This window comes from Stenotrophomonas sp. TWI602 (assembly GCF_039674045.1).
Taxonomy (GTDB): Bacteria; Pseudomonadota; Gammaproteobacteria; order Xanthomonadales; family Xanthomonadaceae; genus Stenotrophomonas.
This window is the reverse complement of the sequence record NZ_JBDJMT010000031.1, coordinates 1-18487: the sequence shown is the minus strand read 5'-3', so window position 1 is coordinate 18487 and position 18487 is coordinate 1. Positions and strand designations below refer to the sequence as shown.

At 68.1% G+C, this 18487-nt stretch carries 17 protein-coding genes; 5 read left to right on the top strand and 12 right to left on the bottom strand.

Translation table 11 applies throughout. The annotated features are described in order from the left end of the window. Window positions 1–45: 45 nt before the first annotated feature. Window positions 46–717, top strand: a complete 672-nt coding sequence (locus ABE483_RS17575; protein WP_313209183.1) for a hypothetical protein — start codon at window positions 46–48, stop codon at window positions 715–717. A 69-nt stretch (window positions 718–786) separates the two neighbouring features. Here the strand turns inward: ABE483_RS17575 and ABE483_RS17570 are convergent, their stop codons facing one another. After that, complete coding sequence (locus ABE483_RS17570; RefSeq protein ID WP_313209182.1) at window positions 787–1449, bottom strand: phosphotransferase; 663 nt, start codon at window positions 1447–1449, stop codon at window positions 787–789. Between the two features lie 102 nt (window positions 1450–1551). Here ABE483_RS17570 and ABE483_RS17565 point away from each other — a divergent pair, with 102 nt between their 5' ends. Next, complete coding sequence (locus ABE483_RS17565; RefSeq protein ID WP_313209181.1) at window positions 1552–3555, top strand: VTT domain-containing protein; 2004 nt, start codon at window positions 1552–1554, stop codon at window positions 3553–3555. Window positions 3556–3608: 53 nt separating this feature from the next. Here the strand turns inward: ABE483_RS17565 and ABE483_RS17560 are convergent, their stop codons facing one another. The 3 genes from ABE483_RS17560 to ABE483_RS17550 form a co-directional block, all read right to left on the bottom strand. After that, window positions 3609–4187, bottom strand: a complete 579-nt coding sequence (locus tag ABE483_RS17560; protein ID WP_313209180.1) for an LON peptidase substrate-binding domain-containing protein — start codon at window positions 4185–4187, stop codon at window positions 3609–3611. Window positions 4188–4199: 12 nt separating this feature from the next. Continuing rightward, entirely contained in the window at window positions 4200–5564 is a 1365-nt protein-coding gene (gene mpl / locus ABE483_RS17555; protein WP_313209179.1) for a UDP-N-acetylmuramate:L-alanyl-gamma-D-glutamyl-meso-diaminopimelate ligase, read from the bottom strand. A gap of 334 nt (window positions 5565–5898) precedes the next feature. Further along, entirely contained in the window at window positions 5899–6462 is a 564-nt protein-coding gene (locus ABE483_RS17550) for an adenylate kinase (RefSeq protein ID WP_019183836.1), read from the bottom strand. Window positions 6463–6603: 141 nt separating this feature from the next. On the opposite strand from ABE483_RS17550, the gene ABE483_RS17545 reads away from it, so the two are divergent. Next, a complete protein-coding gene (locus ABE483_RS17545; protein ID WP_346464628.1) occupies window positions 6604–7860 on the top strand; it encodes a 6-phosphofructokinase in 1257 nt (418 codons plus the stop codon). A 280-nt stretch (window positions 7861–8140) separates the two neighbouring features. Here the strand turns inward: ABE483_RS17545 and ABE483_RS17540 are convergent, their stop codons facing one another. Then, window positions 8141–8644, bottom strand: coding sequence for a hypothetical protein (locus ABE483_RS17540; protein WP_313209177.1), 504 nt, complete (start codon window positions 8642–8644; stop codon window positions 8141–8143). Between the two features lie 339 nt (window positions 8645–8983). Here ABE483_RS17540 and ABE483_RS17535 point away from each other — a divergent pair, with 339 nt between their 5' ends. Then, window positions 8984–11011, top strand: coding sequence for a sodium-translocating pyrophosphatase (locus ABE483_RS17535; protein ID WP_346482124.1), 2028 nt, complete (start codon window positions 8984–8986; stop codon window positions 11009–11011). A 60-nt stretch (window positions 11012–11071) separates the two neighbouring features. On the opposite strand, the gene ABE483_RS17530 is transcribed toward ABE483_RS17535, so the two are convergent. From ABE483_RS17530 to ABE483_RS17510, 5 genes are all read right to left on the bottom strand, one after another. Continuing rightward, complete coding sequence (locus tag ABE483_RS17530) at window positions 11072–11800, bottom strand: energy transducer TonB (protein ID WP_346482123.1); 729 nt, start codon at window positions 11798–11800, stop codon at window positions 11072–11074. Further along, complete coding sequence (gene exbD, locus ABE483_RS17525; RefSeq protein WP_313209174.1) at window positions 11797–12222, bottom strand: TonB system transport protein ExbD; 426 nt, start codon at window positions 12220–12222, stop codon at window positions 11797–11799. The genes ABE483_RS17530 and exbD overlap by 4 nt, the downstream gene beginning before the upstream one ends. Before the next feature lie 9 nt (window positions 12223–12231). After that, window positions 12232–12963, bottom strand: a complete 732-nt coding sequence (gene exbB, locus ABE483_RS17520; protein WP_346482122.1) for a tonB-system energizer ExbB — start codon at window positions 12961–12963, stop codon at window positions 12232–12234. A gap of 111 nt (window positions 12964–13074) precedes the next feature. Continuing rightward, window positions 13075–13467: a YbaN family protein gene (locus tag ABE483_RS17515; protein ID WP_346482129.1), complete on the bottom strand. Its 393-nt coding sequence runs from the start codon at window positions 13465–13467 to the stop codon at window positions 13075–13077. A 49-nt stretch (window positions 13468–13516) separates the two neighbouring features. After that, window positions 13517–14104 (bottom strand): biliverdin-producing heme oxygenase, encoded by a 588-nt coding sequence (locus ABE483_RS17510; RefSeq protein WP_313209172.1) that lies wholly within the window; start codon window positions 14102–14104, stop codon window positions 13517–13519. A gap of 165 nt (window positions 14105–14269) precedes the next feature. Here ABE483_RS17510 and ABE483_RS17505 point away from each other — a divergent pair, with 165 nt between their 5' ends. After that, on the top strand, window positions 14270–14527 hold the full coding sequence (locus ABE483_RS17505; RefSeq protein ID WP_346482121.1) for a DUF2789 domain-containing protein: 258 nt from the start codon (window positions 14270–14272) through the stop codon (window positions 14525–14527). A 93-nt stretch (window positions 14528–14620) separates the two neighbouring features. On the opposite strand, the gene ABE483_RS17500 is transcribed toward ABE483_RS17505, so the two are convergent. Then, complete coding sequence (locus ABE483_RS17500; RefSeq protein WP_346482120.1) at window positions 14621–17536, bottom strand: TonB-dependent receptor; 2916 nt, start codon at window positions 17534–17536, stop codon at window positions 14621–14623. A 173-nt stretch (window positions 17537–17709) separates the two neighbouring features. Then, a partial coding sequence (locus tag ABE483_RS17495) for a FecR domain-containing protein (RefSeq protein WP_346482119.1) occupies window positions 17710–18487 on the bottom strand: 778 nt, incomplete at its 5' end.

The window sequence follows — 18487 nt, the reverse complement described above, 5'->3', positions numbered from 1 at the left end:
GCCGCGTCGATACTGGGCGTTCACGTTCTGCATGGAATGAGCGACATGACGGCGATCCGCCTTCCCCTGACCGCGTTGGCCCTGGTGCTGGCCCTTGGCGCCTGCCAACCCGCTGGCGATCCTGCCGCCTCCGCGACGCAGAACGCAGCTACCGTCCCGGGCACCGCCGGGGGCACCTCCCCGTTCGGCGAAGCGGCGATCTGGGACGGCGAGGTCGATGCCTGCCGTGGCCAGGCACCGGTCGCCGATGATTGCCTGTCCAAGGCGATGCAGGCCGCCAAGGCCAGCCCGCAGGCGATCGCCGCCGCCCATCAACTGGGGGCGCAGGGCAATCCCGGCTACGTGAGCGCATGGCGGGACCAGGACGGCGTGGGCATCGCCACCATCGAATACCCGTTCCGTGCCAACACCAATGAAGGCACGCTGCTGGTCGACAGCGCCGGGCACACGGTGGATGTGGATGCGGACGTGCTGCCGGAAATGTCGCGCGCCGATGCCACCGTCAAACCGTTCCTGGATGCACACCCGGATGCCTCACCGTTTGCCCCGGCCGAAGCCAGCGGCAGCGAAGCACTGCCCAACGGCGGCGTGCGCCTGATCTACAGCACGCCGCTGCGCACCTGCCATGCGTGTGCAGAGGATGGGGTGCTGCGGGTCGCCTACGATTTCGATGCGCAACGCCGCTTCGCCGGCAAGCAGATCCTCGATCTGCGCTGATCAGCTGCGCGTGGTCAGCGTCGGCCGGGCGCTCGCCCGGTCATTGCGGCGCGTGCGCGCTGCCTGCGCTCACGGCTTGGGACCCTGCCCTTCGTTGTCTTCCCAGTGCAGGATCTTTCGCGTGACAAAGCGATAGACCGGCTTGCCGGTGCGGAACCAGAGATCACGCACCCACGAGGTGCGCTTGAGCAGCCGCTTTTCCACCGGGGTGAGCGACTGCCGGCAGTACATGCGCTTGTGCTTGAGCAGATGGCGCAGGTCCTCGCGGGCCAGCAGGCGCATCCAGCGTGAGCGCGGGTTGCCGATCACCGCCAGCTGGAAATCGATCAGGGCCGGCGAGCCGTCTTCGCGCACCAGCCAGTTGGCCTCCTTGGCCAGGTCGTTGTGTGCGATGCCGTGGCGATGCACCTGCTGCAGCAGACGTCGGGCCGCGCGGAAGTAGGCCAGGTCGCCACGCGGCGGACGCTGGTACATGGCATCTCCGGCCATGAAGCTGCGGTCCAGCCAGCGCCCGTTCCAGCGCAGCAGCCGCGGCGTGGCCGGCATGCCATCCAGATGCGCCAGCGCGCGTGCCTCGCGCCGGGCCAGCCACCACGCCGGTACCCGCAACCACCACGGCGTTGCCTCCAGGTCACGGCGCACGAAGCGCTGGCCATCCTCTTCCATCAGCAGGATGCGGCCGAAGCTGTCGGCTTTGAGGGCGGTCGGGGCGGGATCGGCAGGGCGTGTCATGCCGCCATTCTAGGCGGGTGATCGCGTTCATTCACTGCAGATGCCGCACATTCCCGGCGTCTGGCGGGCAGTCAGTCACTTTGCCCCCCCTATAATCCCCCGATGGACTCGTCATGGATCGATGCCACGCTTGCGTGGATCTCAGCTCACCCCGTGCTTGCCGGCGCGGTCATTTTCCTCATTGCCTTCTGCGATGCGGTCATCGTGCTGGGCGCGATCGTGCCCGCGTTGCCGCTGTTGTTCGCGGTCGGGGTGTTCATCGGCCTGGGCCAGATCTCCGGGCCGTATGCCGTGGCCTGCGCGGCGTTGGGCGCATTCGCCGGTGACGGCATCAGCTACTGGGTAGGCCGGCGCTGGGGCGATCGGCTGCGGGGCTTCTGGCCCTTCAGCAAATACCCGCAGCTGCTCGATCGCGGCGAGACGATGTTCCGCCGCAATGCCTTCAAGAGCATCCTGGTGGCGCGTTATGTCGGCGCGATCCGCCCGTTCGTGCCGGCCATCGCCGGCATGATGAAGATGCCGTTGTCGCGCTATATCCAAGCCAGCGGCATCGCCAGCCTGTCCTGGGCCGTCCTGTTCCTGGCGCCCGGCTGGGTGCTGGGCGAGGCCTACGACGCGGTCGCCGCGGTCGCCGGCCGGTTGGTGATGGTGCTGGCCCTGCTCGGCGTGATCATGGGCCTGGTGTGGGCGATCGTGCTGTATGGCTACCGCTGGTCGGCCTCGCGCATGGACAGCTGGCTGGCCAGTCTGCTGGCCTGGTCGCAGCGTCACCCGACGCTGGGCCGTTACTCGGTCGCCGTGTTCGACCCGCAGCGGCGCGAGTCGGTGCCGCTGGCGATGCTGGCGGTGATGTTGCTGCTGCTCGGCTGGGGCTGGTTCGTGCTGTTGATGGCGGTGGTCGCCCACGGCGAGCCGTTGATGGTCGATCTGGCCGTGCACCACGCGATGCTGGCATTGCGCAATCCGCTGGCCGATTACCCGATGGCCGCGCTGGCCTCGCTGGGCGCCTGGCAGGTCCTGCTGCCGGCCACCGCGGCAGGCATGGGCTACCTGGTCTGGCGCCGGCGCTGGATGGCGGCCGCGCACTGGCTGGCCGCGCTCGCCTTCGGGCTGGCGCTGTGCAAGCTGCTCGGTGCGACGGTGGACGTGGTCCGCCCGCCGGATGCGAGCAGCGGCTTCGGCTTCCCGTCCGTGTCGGTGACGATGGCCACGATCACCTTCGGCTTCTTCGCCGTGCTGATCGCCCGTGAACTGCCGGGGCGCACCCGCGTATGGCCCTACCTGCTGTCGGGCATCATCGTCAGCCTGATCGGCTTCGCCCGCATCTACCTCGGCGCGCATTGGCTGAGCGATGTGATCGGCGGCATGCTGTTCGGCCTGTTCTGGCTGCTGGTGCTGGGCATCGCCTACCGTCGCCGGTTCAACCGCTCGTTCTGGGTCAAGCCGGTGGCATGGCTGTTCTACGGCACCTTCGCCATCGCCGCGCTCTGGTATGCCCCACGCAACATCCCGGTGAAACTGGCGCGCTTCGAGCCTGCCCAGCCGACCCCGGCGCCGCTGGATGCCCAGGCCTGGTGGACGACCGAATGGCAGCACCTGCCCTCGCGTCGCAATGAGTTCGACGACGATCAGCGCTGGCCGCTGGATGTGCAGGTGGCCGGTCCGTTGGCGCCGCTGCAGCGCCGGCTGGAAAGCCAGGGCTGGCGCGTGCAGCCCCAGGCGGGCTGGGAGCAGGCGTTGTTGATGCTCGACAAGTCCTCCGACAAGGACAAGGTGCCGGTACTGCCGGCCACGCTGGATACCCAGGTCGAATCGCTGCTGATGCTGCGGGCTGGCAATGCGCCCAATGAGATCTTCGCGCTGCGCCTGTGGCCGGCACCGGCACGCCTGGCGGCGCCGGACAATGAACCGCTGTGGCTGGGCAGTGCGCAGACGCTGCATTACCAGCAGCACTTCAAGCTGATCGGGATGTGGCGGCCGATGCGTGGCATCGACCCGTCGCTCAATGCGGTCCGCCAGGCACTGGACGGGCTGCCGCAGCAGGTCGATACCCATCCAGACACCGAGATGCCGGTGCTGCGCGTGCGCATGCCACCGGCCGAGTGATGCAGCGCCGGAGCTACCCGGCCGAGGGGGCGTAACGCGGGGGGAACCGCGCGTTACGGCATCCAGTCCAGCAGCGCCTGCAGGCGCTGGTGCGGGTCATCGTGTTGCAGCAGTTGCAGGCGTTGCGCATCCTGCAGTGGCAGCAGTTCGGCCAGGCGCCAGCCAACCCAGCTGGCCTGCTCCATCTGCGCCGGGCTGACCGGTGCGAAGGCCGCGCCGGCCTGCTCGATGATGTGCTCCAGCACGGTGGCCATCAGCGCGTGTTCGGGCTGCAGTTCATCGTCACTGTCGGCGGCGCACCAGGTCACTTCGGCAATGATCAGCCCGTTGTCGCGCACGCGGGTGTGATCCACATGGAAGCGGCGCTGGCCGCGCAGGCGCAGCACCAGAACACCATCGGCGCCCACGTCGAAATCCTCGATCCGCGCCTCGACCCCGTAGGCGGCCGGCAATGCCGGCGCACCGACCTCCTCACCGTCCAGGATCAGGCACACCCCGAAGGCAGTCCCCGCACGGCTGCATTCGCGCAGCATGTCCAGGTAGCGGCGTTCGAACACCCGCAGGCCGAGCGCCGCGCCGGGCAGCAGCACGGTGTGCAGCGGGAACAGGGGCAGTGAAGCGGTGTCGGTCATGGCCCGCGTCCCTCAGGGGTGCTGCAGCTGCGCCAGGAAGCGGCGCGGGGCCCCGTCGAAACCGCCGTTGGACATGAACACCACATGGTCACCCGGCGCTGCGATCGCGCCCAGCTGAGCCAGCAGCGCATCCGTATCGGGCACGGCATGGGCCTCACCCCGGACGGCGGCGATCACGCTCGCCGCATCCCAGGCCAGTTCCGGGCGATGCAGGAACACCACCGCGTCGGCACCGTCCAGCGAGGGCGCCAGCGCCTGTGCGTGTGCCCCCAGCCGCATCGAATTGCTGCGCGGCTCCATGGCCACCACGATGCGGGCATCGCCCACCTTGGCGCGCAGGCCTTCGAGGGTGGTACGGATCGCGGTGGGGTGATGCGCGAAATCGTCGTAGAGGGTGATGTCGCGTGCCTGGCCGATCACTTCCATGCGGCGCTTGACGCTGCGGAACGCGGCCAGCGCCGGGATCACGGTGGCCAGCTCGACGCCGACCGCATGCGCGGCAGCCAGGGCGGCCAGCCCGTTGAGGACATTGTGGCGGCCGAGCAGCGACCAGCGCACCTCACCGACCCGCTCGCCGCGATGGTGCACGACGAACACACTGCCGTCGGCCTCCACCAGCTCGGCATGCCATTCCAGCGAAGGATCGAAACCGAAGCGCTCCACCGGGGTCCAGCAGCCCATCGCCAGCACGTCGGCGAGATAGGCATCTTCGCCGTTGACGATCAGGCGCCCACGCGCGGGCACGGTGCGGATCAGGTGGTGGAACTGGCGCTGGATCGCGGCCACGTCCGGGAAGATATCGGCGTGGTCGTATTCGAGGTTGTTGAGGATCGCCACCAGCGGCCGGTAGTGCACGAACTTGCTGCGCTTGTCGAAGAACGCGGTGTCGTACTCATCGGCCTCGACCACGAACTCACGGCCGCTGCCCACACGCGCGGAGACGCCGAAATCCTCGGCCACGCCACCGATCAGGAAGCCGGGTTCACGCCCGGCGCTGTGCAGCAGCCAGGTGAGGATGGTGGTGGTGGTGGTCTTGCCGTGGGTGCCGGCGACCGCCAGGGTATCGCGGCCCGGCAGCACCTGCTCGGACAGCCACTGGGCGCCGGAGATGTAGCGTTGGCCTGCATCCAGCACCGCTTCCACGGCGGGGTTGCCACGCGACAGCGCATTGCCGATCACCACCTCGTCGCAGTCCGGCGCCACGCTGTCGGCGCGGTAGCCCGGATCCAGGGCGATGCCCAGCCGTTCGAGCTGGGTGGACATCGGGGGGTAGATCGCCTGATCGCTGCCGCGGACCGTATGGCCCTTCTCGCGCGCCAGTGCGGCCACGCCGCCCATGAAAGTGCCTGCAATGCCAAGAATGTGGATCGTGCTCATGCGTACGATTGTCGCCGATCGCCACCGTCGATGGAGATCGCCGTCAGACAACTCCTAGTCGACTATCAGAAAAATCCAGCGCGGTGTCGGGGAATTCCCGATAGCGCCATACTGTGAAGACGGACACAATTCTATTGGCCAGCCGCAGTACCCCATTGGTCCTACTCCCCAAGAGGCCATCCCCAGGGGGGCTCATGCTGCGGGGCTCTGAGCAAGCCCGCTCGCTGGCACCTTCAAACCACACGCCTGGTCCCTTCGGGGGCCGGGCGTGTGTGTTTGCGGCGCCGGCAAACGTACAGCCGGCGCGGTGCCGCCGTAGCGGCACCGACCCGCATCAGGCCTGGATCGCGGCGCGGATGCGCGCTTCCACGTCGTTCAGTTCGCCCACGCCATCAACGCGCGCGAGGGTGCCGCGGCCAGCGTAGAAATCCACCACCGGCGCGGTCTGGTCGTTGTAGACCTGCAGGCGCTGGCGCACCGATTCGGGATTGTCATCGGCGCGGCCCTGTTCGGCGGCGCGGCCGGCGATGCGCTCGACCAGCAGTTCGGTCGGCACGTCCAGCTGCACCACGGCATCCAGCGGCTGGCCGATCTTGGCCAGCAGGCTGTCCAGCGCGTTGGCCTGGGCCACGTTGCGCGGGTAACCGTCGAGGATGAAGCCCTTGGCCACATCGTCCTGGCCCAGGCGCGACTCGAGCATGCCCAGCAGGATGTCATCGGACACCAGGTTGCCGGCATCCATCACAGCCTTGGCCTGCTTGCCCAGCTCGGTGCCGGCGGCGACTTCAGCGCGCAGCAGATCACCGGTGGAAATGTGCGCAATCGAGAGATGTTCCTTCAGGCGCGTCGCCTGCGTCCCCTTGCCCGAACCGGGCGGTCCCAACAGAACCAATCGCATCAACCTGACTCCAACTTGGTAAGAAAATGGAAGGGCGCGCGCCCCGGGATTGTCCACAATCACGCTGCACCGCAATACGCGCACTTTACCCCATACCGGTAATGTCTCTGCAATGTCCTTCCCCCAGACCAAGGTCGCATCATGTCCAACGGTACCCTGCTCTACGCCCAGTCAGGCGGCGTCACCGCCGTCATCAATGCCACCGCCTCGGCGGTCATCAGCACCGCAAGGGCCAAAGGAATCAAGGTCTTGGCCGCGCGCAACGGCATTCTCGGCGCGCTCCGCGAGGACCTGATCGATACCTCGAAGGAGACCGCCGCCGCCATCGCCGCCCTCGCCCATACCCCCGGCGGCGCGTTTGGCTCGTGCCGCTACAAGCTCAAATCGCTGGAGGCCGACCGCGATAAGTACGCGCGCCTGCTCGAGGTGCTGCGCGCCCATGACGTGCGCTGGTTCCTCTACAACGGCGGCAACGATTCGGCCGATACCGCCTGGAAGGTCTCCCAGCTGGCCAAGGCCTTCGACTACGACCTGACCTGCATCGGCGTGCCCAAGACCATCGACAACGATCTGGCCGTGACCGATACCTGCCCGGGCTTCGGCTCGGCCGCCAAGTACACCGCCGTCTCCGTACGCGAAGCAGCGCTGGATGTGGCCGCGATGGCCGAGACCTCGACCAAGGTATTCGTCTACGAGGCGATGGGCCGCCACGCCGGCTGGCTCGCGGCGGCTGCGGGCCTGGCCGGCCAGGGCGCCGATGACGCCCCGCACATCATCCTGCTGCCCGAGCGCGCGTATGACGAAGCGGCGTTCCTGGCCAAAGTGAAACAGGTGGTCGAGCGCGTGGGCTACTGCGTAGTGGTCGCCTCCGAAGGCATCCAGACCGCCGACGGTCGCTTCGTCGCCGATGCGGGCGGCGGCACCGATTCGTTCGGGCACACCCAGCTCGGTGGCGTGGCTTCGCAGCTGGCCGCGCGGGTCAAGGATGGGCTGGGCTACAAGGTCCACTGGACCCTGCCCGACTACCTGCAGCGCTCGGCACGCCATCTGGCCTCCAAGACCGACTGGGAGCAGGCACAGGCGGTGGGCAAGGCGGCGGTGCAGTTCGCGCTGAAGGGCCAGAACGCGGTGATGCCGGTGATCGTGCGCACCAGCGACACGCCTTACCGCTGGAAGATTGAAGCGGCCCCGCTGCACAAGGTGGCCAACCACGAGAAGAAGATGCCGGCCGGCTTCATCCGCCGCGATGGCTTCGGCATCACCGACAAGGCCCGCGCCTATCTCGCCCCGCTGATCAAGGGGGAAGCCCCGTTGCCGTACGGGTCCGATGGGCTGCCGAAATACGTGACGCTGAAGAACGTGGCGGTGAAGAAGAAGCTGCCTGCCTTCGAGGCGTAATCGACCCGGTAGTGCCGGCCGCTGGCCGGCATCGTCGGGCTGTCCGGCGCTCGGGTAGTGCCGGCCGCTGGCCGGCATCGTCGGGCTGTCCGGCGCTCAGGTAGTGCCGGCCGCTGGCCGGCATCGTCGGGCTGTCCGGCGCTCGGGTAGTGCCGGCCGCTGGCCGGCATCGCGGTGTCCGGGAGCGTCCTGGGCGCCGGCCAGCGGCCGGTTTCATCGCACATCTGACGGGTCCGCGTGGAGCCGGCCAGCGGCCGGCACTACCCGCCGTTACTGGGCGTCAGTTGCAGGCCTTGCCCTCGACCTTCATCTGCGCGGCGAACATCGGCACCTGGGCGATCTTGCCGGCAGCCGCCTGCTTCTTGGCGTCTTCCAGGTAGATGCGCGACTGGCCCTGCCCATCGAGTTCCGGCTTGGTGGTAACCGGCATCCGCCACACGCGCACCACCGCCTGCTGCGCCGGGCAGGAGGCATTCGGCACGCGGATCACATCATTGAGCTTCCAGCCCTTGGCTTCGCTGGGCTGCGCCTTCTCGTAATCGACGAAGCGGGCACGCGGCTGGCACTGCTCGCTGGTGCGGACCACGGCGAATTTGTACGGCTGTGCCGCCTCGCCGGTGAACACGCCTTCCAGCCGTGCGCAGGCTTCGGGAATCTGGCGCAGCGTGTGGGCCGCGCCTACCGCCTGCGGTGTGCCGGCGGCGCGCTGCAGCTCGGGGGTTTCGGCGGCGAAGGCGGACACGGCGGGCAACAGGGCCAGCCACAACAGATGACGGGGGGACATGGCAGGACTCCAACGGCGGGGGATGGGCCGAGGCTGCCAGTGGATGGCTGAACGGCGTGGCAAAGGCGGCCCTTCGTCCGGATCTGCGTGGTTGCCGGCCAGCGGCCGGCACTACCTCCGTCGTTGGCGATCCGGGCACGCACGCGCAGTTTGAAATCCTTGCTGGCATGCATCGAGGATTTACCCGCATACTCCGGCCACCAGGGATTGCTGAACACCGCCACACGCTTGAAGACCGGCACGGTCTGAACGGGTTGGTTCATGGTTGCAGCCTGTTGTGCCCCCGCGTGGAGACGTTCATCCGTTCACTGGATGTCATTCCATCACCCGGGAGGGGACATGCTGGAACGTTACGGGCTTTCTCTGGCGCTGTTCTGCGCCATCCTCGCGATTCTCTACGGCATCGTGTCGGCACGCTGGATCCTCCGGCAACCGGCTGGCAATGCCCGCATGCAGGAAATCGCCGCCGCCATCCAGGAAGGCGCGCGCGCCTATCTCAACCGTCAATACCTGACCATCGCCTTCGCCGGTGCCGTGCTGTTCGTGCTGGTTGGCCTCTTCCTCAGCTGGTACACCGCGATCGGCTTCGCGATCGGTGCCGTGCTGTCCGGCGCGGCCGGCTACATCGGCATGAACGTTTCGGTGCGTGCCAACGTGCGCACGGCCGAGGCTGCCCGCAACGGCCTGAGTGCGGCCATGGATGTGGCCTTCCGCGGCGGTGCGATCACCGGCATGCTGGTGGTCGGGCTGGGCCTGCTGGGCGTGGCTGGCTACTACGCGCTGCTGCTGCGACTCGGGCTGGATGTGGCGCAGACGCTGCACGCCCTGGTCGGGCTGGCGTTCGGCTCGTCGCTGATCTCGATCTTCGCGCGGCTGGGCGGTGGCATCTTCACCAAGGGCGCCGATGTCGGCGCGGACCTGGTCGGCAAGGTCGAAGCCGGCATCCCCGAGGATGACCCGCGCAACCCGGCGGTGATCGCCGACAACGTGGGCGACAACGTCGGCGACTGTGCCGGCATGGCCGCCGACCTGTTTGAAACCTACGCCGTCACCGTGATCGCTACGATGCTGCTCGGCAACCTGATGATCGCCGAGGCCGGTGCGAATGCGGTGCTGTATCCGCTGGTGCTGGGCGGCGTATCGATCATTGCCTCCATCGTCGGCGCGCTGTTCGTCAAGGTGAAGCCCGGTGGCTCGATCATGGGCGCGCTGTACAAGGGCGTGATCGTGTCCGGTGTCCTGGCCGCCATCGCGTTCTACCCGATCACCACCCAGCTGATGCCCGACAACGCGCACGGTGCGCTGAACCTGTATTTCTGCGCCTTGATCGGGCTGGTGCTGACCGGGCTGATCGTGTGGATCACCGAGTACTACACCGGCACCCAGTACAAACCGGTGCAGCACGTGGCGCAGGCCTCCACCACCGGGCACGGCACCAACATCATCGCCGGCCTTGGTGTCTCGATGAAGTCCACCGCCCTGCCGGTGATCGCGGTGTGCGTGGCAATCTGGCTGGCGCACTACTTTGGTGGCCTGTACGGCATCGCCATCGCCGCGACCGCGATGCTCTCGATGGCCGGCATGATCGTGGCGCTGGACGCTTACGGTCCGATCACCGACAACGCCGGCGGCATCGCCGAGATGGCCGAACTGCCGCCGGAAATCCGCGACATCACCGATCCCCTCGATGCCGTCGGCAACACCACCAAGGCGGTGACCAAGGGCTACGCGATCGGCTCGGCCGCCCTAGCCGCGCTGGTGCTGTTCGCCGATTACACCCACAACCTGCAGGCGGCCAATCCCGGCGAGGTCTTCGCCTTCGACCTGTCCAACCATGAGGTGATCATCGGCCTGCTGATCGGCGGCCTGATTCCCTATCTGTTCGGCGCGATGGCGATGGAAGCGGTGGGTCGTGCGGCGGGCGCGGTGGTGGAGGAAGTACGCCGCCAGTTCCGCGAGATTCCCGGAATCATGGACGGCACCGGCAAACCGCAGTACGACCGCGCGGTGGACCTGCTGACCCGCTCGGCGATCCGCGAAATGATCATCCCGTCATTGCTGCCGGTCGCGGTGCCGGTGGTGGTCGGCCTGCTGCTCGGGCCGCGCGCACTCGGCGGCCTGCTGATCGGTACCATCGTCACCGGCCTGTTCGTGGCGATCTCGATGACCACCGGCGGCGGTGCGTGGGACAACGCCAAGAAGTACATCGAGGATGGCCACTTCGGCGGCAAGGGCAGCGAGGCACACAAGGCCGCGGTCACCGGCGATACCGTCGGTGATCCCTACAAGGACACCGCCGGCCCGGCGATCAACCCGCTGATCAAGATCATCAACATCGTGGCATTGCTGCTGGTGCCACTGCTCTGAGGCAGGACGGACGCGCTGGCCTCATGCCAGCGCGTCCGTGCCGCGCGTGTGACACCCGCTTCAGCGCCGCCGGAGAAAGAACGTCACCGGCACCATCACCTCCACCGGGTCGCCGGTGATCTCCGCTGGCGGTGGCGGCAACGGGCTGCCGCGCCGCACCGTGGCCAACGTTTCCTCGTCCAGCAGCGGATGGCCGCTGCTCTGGCCCAGCCGGATGTTGGAGGCGTTGCCCTGCCGGTCCACCGAGAAGCGCACATGGGCCACACCCTGCTGGCGCAGACGCTCGGCCTGGCGCGGGTAGCGGCGGTACTGTTCCAGATGGCCCAGCAGCAGGCCCTGCCAGGTCACGGCCGCGCTGCCCTGGCGGCCGGCGACCGTCTGCGTGGCGGCATAGCGCTCGGATGGCCGTGCGGACACCGCCGGCGGCGCCAGCGTCTGGTCCACGTTGTGCTGGTCCGTCGGCGCTGCTTCGCGCGGTGTCTGGCGACGCAGGACGTCCTGCGCGTCCGGGGTGTCGTCCGGCGGCAGATCCACCTTCGGCACCGGCGTCGGCTCGGGCCGATGCTGTTCCTGCTGCAACGGCCCGGGTGGGCTTTCTTTCGGCGGTACGGACGGCGCCTCGGGTACCGGCGCCAACTCCACCATCACCGCTTCCACCGGCGTATCGTTGACCCGCACCGGCGCTCGCTGCTGCCACCACAGCGCGCCGCCGATCAGCACGGCATGCGCGGCAAGGACCAGCGCCAGACTGCCTACCCAGCGCAGCATTGCGGCGGTGTCGCGGCTCATTCGCTGCGCTGCTCCACGCCCACCAGCGCGATCCTGCGATACCCGGCCGCGCGCAGCGCGTTCATGGTCTGCATCAGCTCGCCATAGGGCACGCTCTGATCGGCACGCAGGTAGATGCGCTGTTCGTGGTCGCCAGCGGTCAGCCGCTCCAGCGTGGCATCCAGCCCGTCAGTGCCGACCGGCACATCGTTGACGCTCAGCGACAGATCGGCCTGCACCGAGAGGAACACCGGTTCGGCATCGCGTGGCTGCGGCTGCGCGGTGCTGGCCGGCAGATCCACCGGCGTATCCACCGTGGCCAGCGGCGCGGCGACCATGAAGATGATCAGCAGCACCAGCATCACGTCGATAAAGGGGGTGACGTTGATGTCGTGGCTTTCTTCCAGTGCGTCGTCGTCGTGGCGGGCGGTCTTGATGGCCATGGCCGGTCCTCAGCGCGCGTCGCGCACGGCCGGCGCATTGCCGAGGCGGTCCAGATCGCGCGAGACCAGTTGCTGCACGCCGGCCGAGAGGTCACCGAGCAGCCCGCGGATACCGGCCAGCACACGGGTGAAGTGGTTGTAGATCACGACGGCGGGAATCGCCGCGACCAGGCCGAGCGCGGTGGCCAGCAACGCCTCTGCGATACCCGGCGCGACCACGGCCAGATTGGTGGTGTTGGCGTGGGCGATGCCGATGAAACTGTTCATGATCCCCCACACCGTGCCGAACAGGCCGACGAACGGGGCGATCGCGCCGATGCTGGCGAGCAGGCCGACCCCGGTGCGCAGCTGGCGTGCATGCGCCAGTTCGATGCGTTCCAGGCGAGAGGCGACCCGTTCCTTGATCCCGACCGGATCCTGCGCGTCCTGCGAGAGGCGCAGCTCGGTGCAGGCCGCGTCGATCAGGTCATGCGCTGCGCCGTCGTCCAGCAACGGATGCGTCTGCGGCACCGGCAGCTGTGCGGCCTGCAACAGCAGCGCGCGTGCCTGGCGCAGCCGCGTGCGTTGCCGGCCCAGTTCCCAGGTCTTGGCCACCAGCACCGTCCAGGTGGCGATCGAGGCGAGCGCCAGCCCGATCATCACGGTCTGCACGACGCCATCGGCGGCCTGGTACATGCCCCAGGGGGTCAGGTCATGCGGCAGTGCCGCCACGGCGGCAGGAAGAGCGATGGGCAAGGTCATGGGGACGTCATCAGTCAGAGGCATCGCGGCACCGTGCAGCGCCGGAGGCAGGAAAGGGGCGAAGAGTATCGGGGCAAGGCGGTGGGAATCAGTACCGGGCAGACAGCACGTTCAGCGCTCCGGCGGACGGTCGGCCGTGGCCGACGGCCGCGGCGCAGGCCGTGACAGCACATAGGCCGCACTGGCCGCAAAGAACAGGCCGACGCCCACCAGCAGCGGCCAGGACGGATGCGCGCCCCAGCAGAACATGACGAAGCCGAACGCCATGCCGGCGCCGGCGAAGGCCTTGCCCTTGCGGCTGATCGCGCCCTGCTCGCGCCACAGGCGCAGCGGTGGACCATAACGAGGATGCTCGAGCAGCCGACGTTCGAACGTCGGCGAGCTGCGCGCGAAGCAGCCGACGGCCAGGATCAGGAAGATCGTGGTTGGCATCACCGGCAGCAGTGCGCCGATGACGCCCAGCGCCACCATGATCCAGCCCAGGCCGAACCAGAGCCAGCGCATCATGGGCGGCAGTTGCGGCCCGGCGCGACGCGCCTGGAAGGCGCAGCGGTCATGCGAATTCTTCCTCGACATGCCCGTGCACGCTGCGGAACGCCGCATCGGCCGCATCGATCACCTGCTGCTCCTGCACCTCGGTCAGCGCGACACCATCCAGCGCGGCGGTGAACTCGCGCCAGTGGCGGGCAGCACCATCGGGATGGGCGGCCAGATGGCGCGCGCCAAAACCACTGTCCAGACCCAGCCTGGCAGCCATCTTGTAGAGCACGGTGCCACCGAGGTTGGAGCCTTCGGCGACGTACAGCCAGCCCAGGGCGACCGGCAGCGGCAGGTCGCCATCCAGGTACGTGGATGCCGGGAGCGGCAGGGTCTGTTCCAGGTCGGACAGGTCGCGGGCGATCAGCGGCAGCCGGCGGCGCTCGTCCAGATCGGGCAGCAGTGCATCCAGCGCGGGGTTGCCGTACAGCGCGTCGATATCGCGGTGGAAGCGGTACTGCACGCGCAGGAACTTTGCGAACAGGTCGCGGCTGGCGAAGATGTCGCCGGCCATGATGCGCTTGTCCAGCGCGCCGTGGCTGTCACGGGTGGCCGCCTTGAGACGTTGGCTGCGGGTGGCTTCGGGAGTATCGATGACGATCATGGCACTGCTTGGGTGGGGAAGTGGGGCACGGTTCTCTGTTGAAGACGTCTGGCACGGGGGCAACCCCAAGCCCATTGTCGCGTGATCAGCGGTGCGACCGTCACATGCCACCGTCACGGCCTTGCCCCGATAATACGGACCACGCCCTGCCACTGGAATGACACGATGATCACCACCGAACCGCGCATGACCAATCTGTTCCTGCAGCTCGGCCTGGACGCCAGCGAGGAAGCGATTGCCGCCTTCATCCGCGATCACCAGCTGTCCAACGAGATCCGCCTGATCGAAGCGCCCTACTGGAACGACGGGCAGCGCCAGTTCCTGACCGAGCAGCTGCGCTCGGATGCGGAGTGGGCGATCGTGGTCGATGAGCTCGGTGAAGCGCTGCACGCCGATGCGACCGTACAGGCCAACGCCGGCTGAGCGATCGCCGGATGCCGATACCGGCCGCGCACCCTGTGTGCAGGCCGGAGGCACGCAGGGGCCGGCAATGCCGGCCCCTGTCGTGTCCGGGCATCAGTAGCGGTAGGTCAGCGCCAGCCGCACGGTCCGGCCCGGTGCGGGCATCACGCCCAACGCCAGCGGATCGAGGTAGTAGCGGTCGGTCAGATTGTCCACGTTGAGGTCCACCGCGAACTGCTCGCTGGCCTGCCAGCTGGCGAACAGATCCACGATGGTCGCCGCGCGGTACAGCTGCTGGATCGCCGACAGGCCGACGTTCCATTCCTTGTCCAGCGCGCTGATCGGGCCGGCGTTGTGGATCACCCGGGTACCAAAACTCAGGCGCTGGTCGAACAGCCGCGAACCCAGGGTCAGGTTGACGTTGTAGCGCGGCGGGTTCTGGGTGTTGCTGTAGGACCCTTCAAAGCCACCATCCACGCAGTCCGGGGTGTTCTTCAGTTCCTCGATCCTGCGCTGGATACCGTAGGCGCGGCGCTCGGCGGCAATGTCCGGCGCACAGGTCTTGGCCTGGAGGTAGTAATGCGCGGACAGATCGGCGAACACCGTGCCGCTGTCATAACTGGACTGGAACTCCACGCCGGCGACCTTGAAGCGGTCCACGTTGCGGATCAGGCCGGCCGACAGGGTGCGGTAATCGCGGGTGATCAGATCATCGATGCGCGTGTTGAAGTAGGCCAGCTTGAACCCGGCCTGGTCGCCCTCGGTGAACAGGCCGTGGCGCACCGTGCTCGCGCCGATTTCCCAGGTCCCTGCCCGCTCCGGTTTGAGCTCACCGGTGGGCTTGGCCGCGGTGAACAGGCCCAGCGTGGTTTCGAACAGGCTCGGCAGCTTCACGCCTTCGGCGTACTTCACGTACACCATCGTGTCTTCGTCAAAGCGGTAGGCGACGCTGGCGCTGGGCATGAAGGCACTGTCGCGGCGACGGATCGGCTGCGACCAGGTCCAGCTGACCGGTACGCGCAGGTCTTCGGCGTCATCGGCGTCGTAGAAGTTCCAACCGGTGATGTCACCGACCGTCCCCTTCTCGTACGGGGAGGCCAGCAACGAGGCCTCGGTGAACTGGCCGTTGGCATCGGGATACCAGTTCAACATGGCGATGCGCTTGGCGCGCCATGCCGGCAGGTTCGGGTTGCCATCCAGCAGCTGGGTGTAGCGATACTGACCGATCACGCCGTAGCTGTCCGGCGTGGCCAGGCGGTTGCGGTCGTGCACATTGACGCGGTTGTAGCGGCCACCGACCACCACTTCCCAATGCTCGTCCGGCTGCCATTTGACCGAGGCCACCGCGCTGTACTCCTTGCGCTCGGCGTTGCGCAGGAAGCGGTTGTTGACCAGGTCGTCGTGCATGACCGGCGAATGCGGGCCGGGGCCGACGTCCTCATCGCTGAAGGACAGGCCGTAGTCCAGCGTGAACAGCCCGGCGCCGGAATCCAGGTGCGTGGTGTTGCCCACATCGAAGCCGAGCCGGGTCTGGGTCAGCTCATTGCGGTAGGCGTCCTTGTAGCCCGGATCGGTATTGAACGACGGGCCGTCGTACCACTCGGTGCGGCGATCGAAGTACCACGGAGTGATGCCGGTCAGGCCGTTGTACATCAGGCTGTCGGCGTCGGTGTACCAGAGGTTGGCCTTCAGATCGATCAGCTCATTGTCCGGGTTGAAGCGGTAGCGCAGGTTGTAGGCATCCATGTCCACATGGCCCGGATCCCACTGCGGCACGCGGTCGCGGTCCACGCGGATGATCTGCGAGGCCATGATTTCGCCGGCGGTGCCTTCATAGCGGCGGTAGCCGGCTTCCAGCGTCTGGTTGTCGTCGATGCGCCAGGTGCCCTTGAGCAGGAACGACGCCGAGCGCGAGGAGGTGTTGAACACCTCGGTATCCGGCGGATTCAACGGCGCCAGGGTGCGCCGCGTCTGCGGGAAATCGTCGTAGCCGTGCTTGCCCGAGAAGTAGTTGCCGTTCTCGCGCCATGCGTACGCCGCGACCAGGTCGACGCGATCCCACTGCTTGGCCGTGGCGATGTTGAAGAACTGGCTGCCCAGCGCGCTGCGGTCGGTACGCGGTGCGGCGTCATAGGCGGGTACGTTGTTGGCGCTGGCATTGGCCATGCCGGTGCGCACGCGCAGCCCGGCATCGCGACCATCACGCAGTACGTCGTCGATCTTCAGCGTTTCCATCTCGACCACGCCACCGATGCCACCGGACGCATTGACGCCCAGACTCGGCCCCTTGGTGATGGTGATGTTGGAGATCAGGTCCGGATCGAGATAGGTGCGCTGCGACTGGCCCGCGTAGCCACGGTAGGTATCCATGGTGGACTGCCCACCGTCGATGATCACCGGGATGCGGCTCTGGCCCTGGATGCCGCGGATGTTCACGTCCAGCGCGTTGGCGGTACGCGGATCGCCCGCGGTGACGCCGGCCACGCCCTTGACGATGTCCGAGGTGGAGGTGCCGCGGAAGCGCTCGATGGTGGCGCGCGCGATGTAGGCACTGGAACCCGCCGTGCGGTACACCTCCAGCGCACGCTCGGCATCGCCGCCGCCCTCGATGCGGTCACCGGCCACGCTCAGCGCATCGGTGACGATCAGGCCATCGTCGTTGGCTGCCGCCACGGCACGCTCCAGCGTGACCGCTTCCGGCCCGACCTGGCGCAGGCTCAGCCCGCTGCCCTGCAGCAGGCGCAGCAAGGCAGACTGCGCATCCATCTGCCCGACCACCGCCGTGGAGGTCACGCCTTCGGCCAGCGCGGCCGGATAGGCGACCTGCACACCGGACTGGCGCATGTAGGTGCGCAGCGCATCGGACAGCGGCTGGGCGGGAATGTCGAACCGCAGCGTTGCCGCAGCGGGTGCCGCGCTGGATTGGGCGAATGCCGGCAGGCCGGGCGCGGCCGCCAGGCCAGCCGTGAGCAGAGCGATGCAGAGACGTGACGGGCGCGGACGATGGCCCGCGCGGGTGGGGATGCGCATGGAAAAACCTGTCAGAAGATCAGTGCCGCAGAGGCGGGTCACCCGCACACGGGTGCGGATGCAGCGGACGTACGTGGCGGCGGCGGGTACGTTGTGCCGAGTAAGACGAACGAACCGGGCACAGCCCCAAGACCGGTGCGTGTGCGTGATGCCACGACGGCGGATTCGCGGCGCTACTCCGCCGTGATGCTGGCCGGTGCCACGATCGCCACCCCCATCGGCAGCCGGGTGACGCTCAAGCCAGCGCTGACCGCCAGCGCGTCCAGTGCCTGTTCGGGCCGGTCGATGCGGAAGGCGGCGTTGACGGCGGGCAGAGCCGACAGATCGCCACGCACGAAGGTGGCGCCAGCGCGATAGCGCGCGATGCGCCGCACCGCATCCTCGACCCCGGTCGCCTCGAGCAGCAGTTCGCCCTCGCGCCATGCGGCGATGCGGTCAAGGGCGACGTCCTGCTCCCGCGTGACCCGCCCGCCCGGTGCAAAGCGCGCGCGCTGCCCCGCGTCGAGATACGTCCAGCCCGCCCGATCGGCCGCTGCGACCCGGACCCGGCCCTGTTCGACCCTCGTTTCCACGTGATCGTCTTCTCTGGCGACCGCGAACGCCGTGGAGATGTCTTCGATCACACCGCCCTGCGCCTCCACCTGGAACGGACGCGCCGGATCGGGCGTCACCTGGAACCAGGCGTGCCCGCGCAACAGCGCGATGCGGCGCACCTGCCCGTCGTACCGGACCGCGATGGCACTGTCGGCATCGAGCACGGCGCGGCTGCCATCGGGCAGCGCCACGGCCTGGATGCCCGTCCCGCTGCGGTGATCGGCCTGCAGCCGCAGCCACGCCTCCGGTGCCATCCACGCCAGCGCCAGCGCCGCGGCCGGGGGCGCCCCCCCCCACCGCCCCCCCCGGCCCCCCCCGGGCCGAGGGGGCCCCCCCGGCGGGGACGGGGGGGGGCCC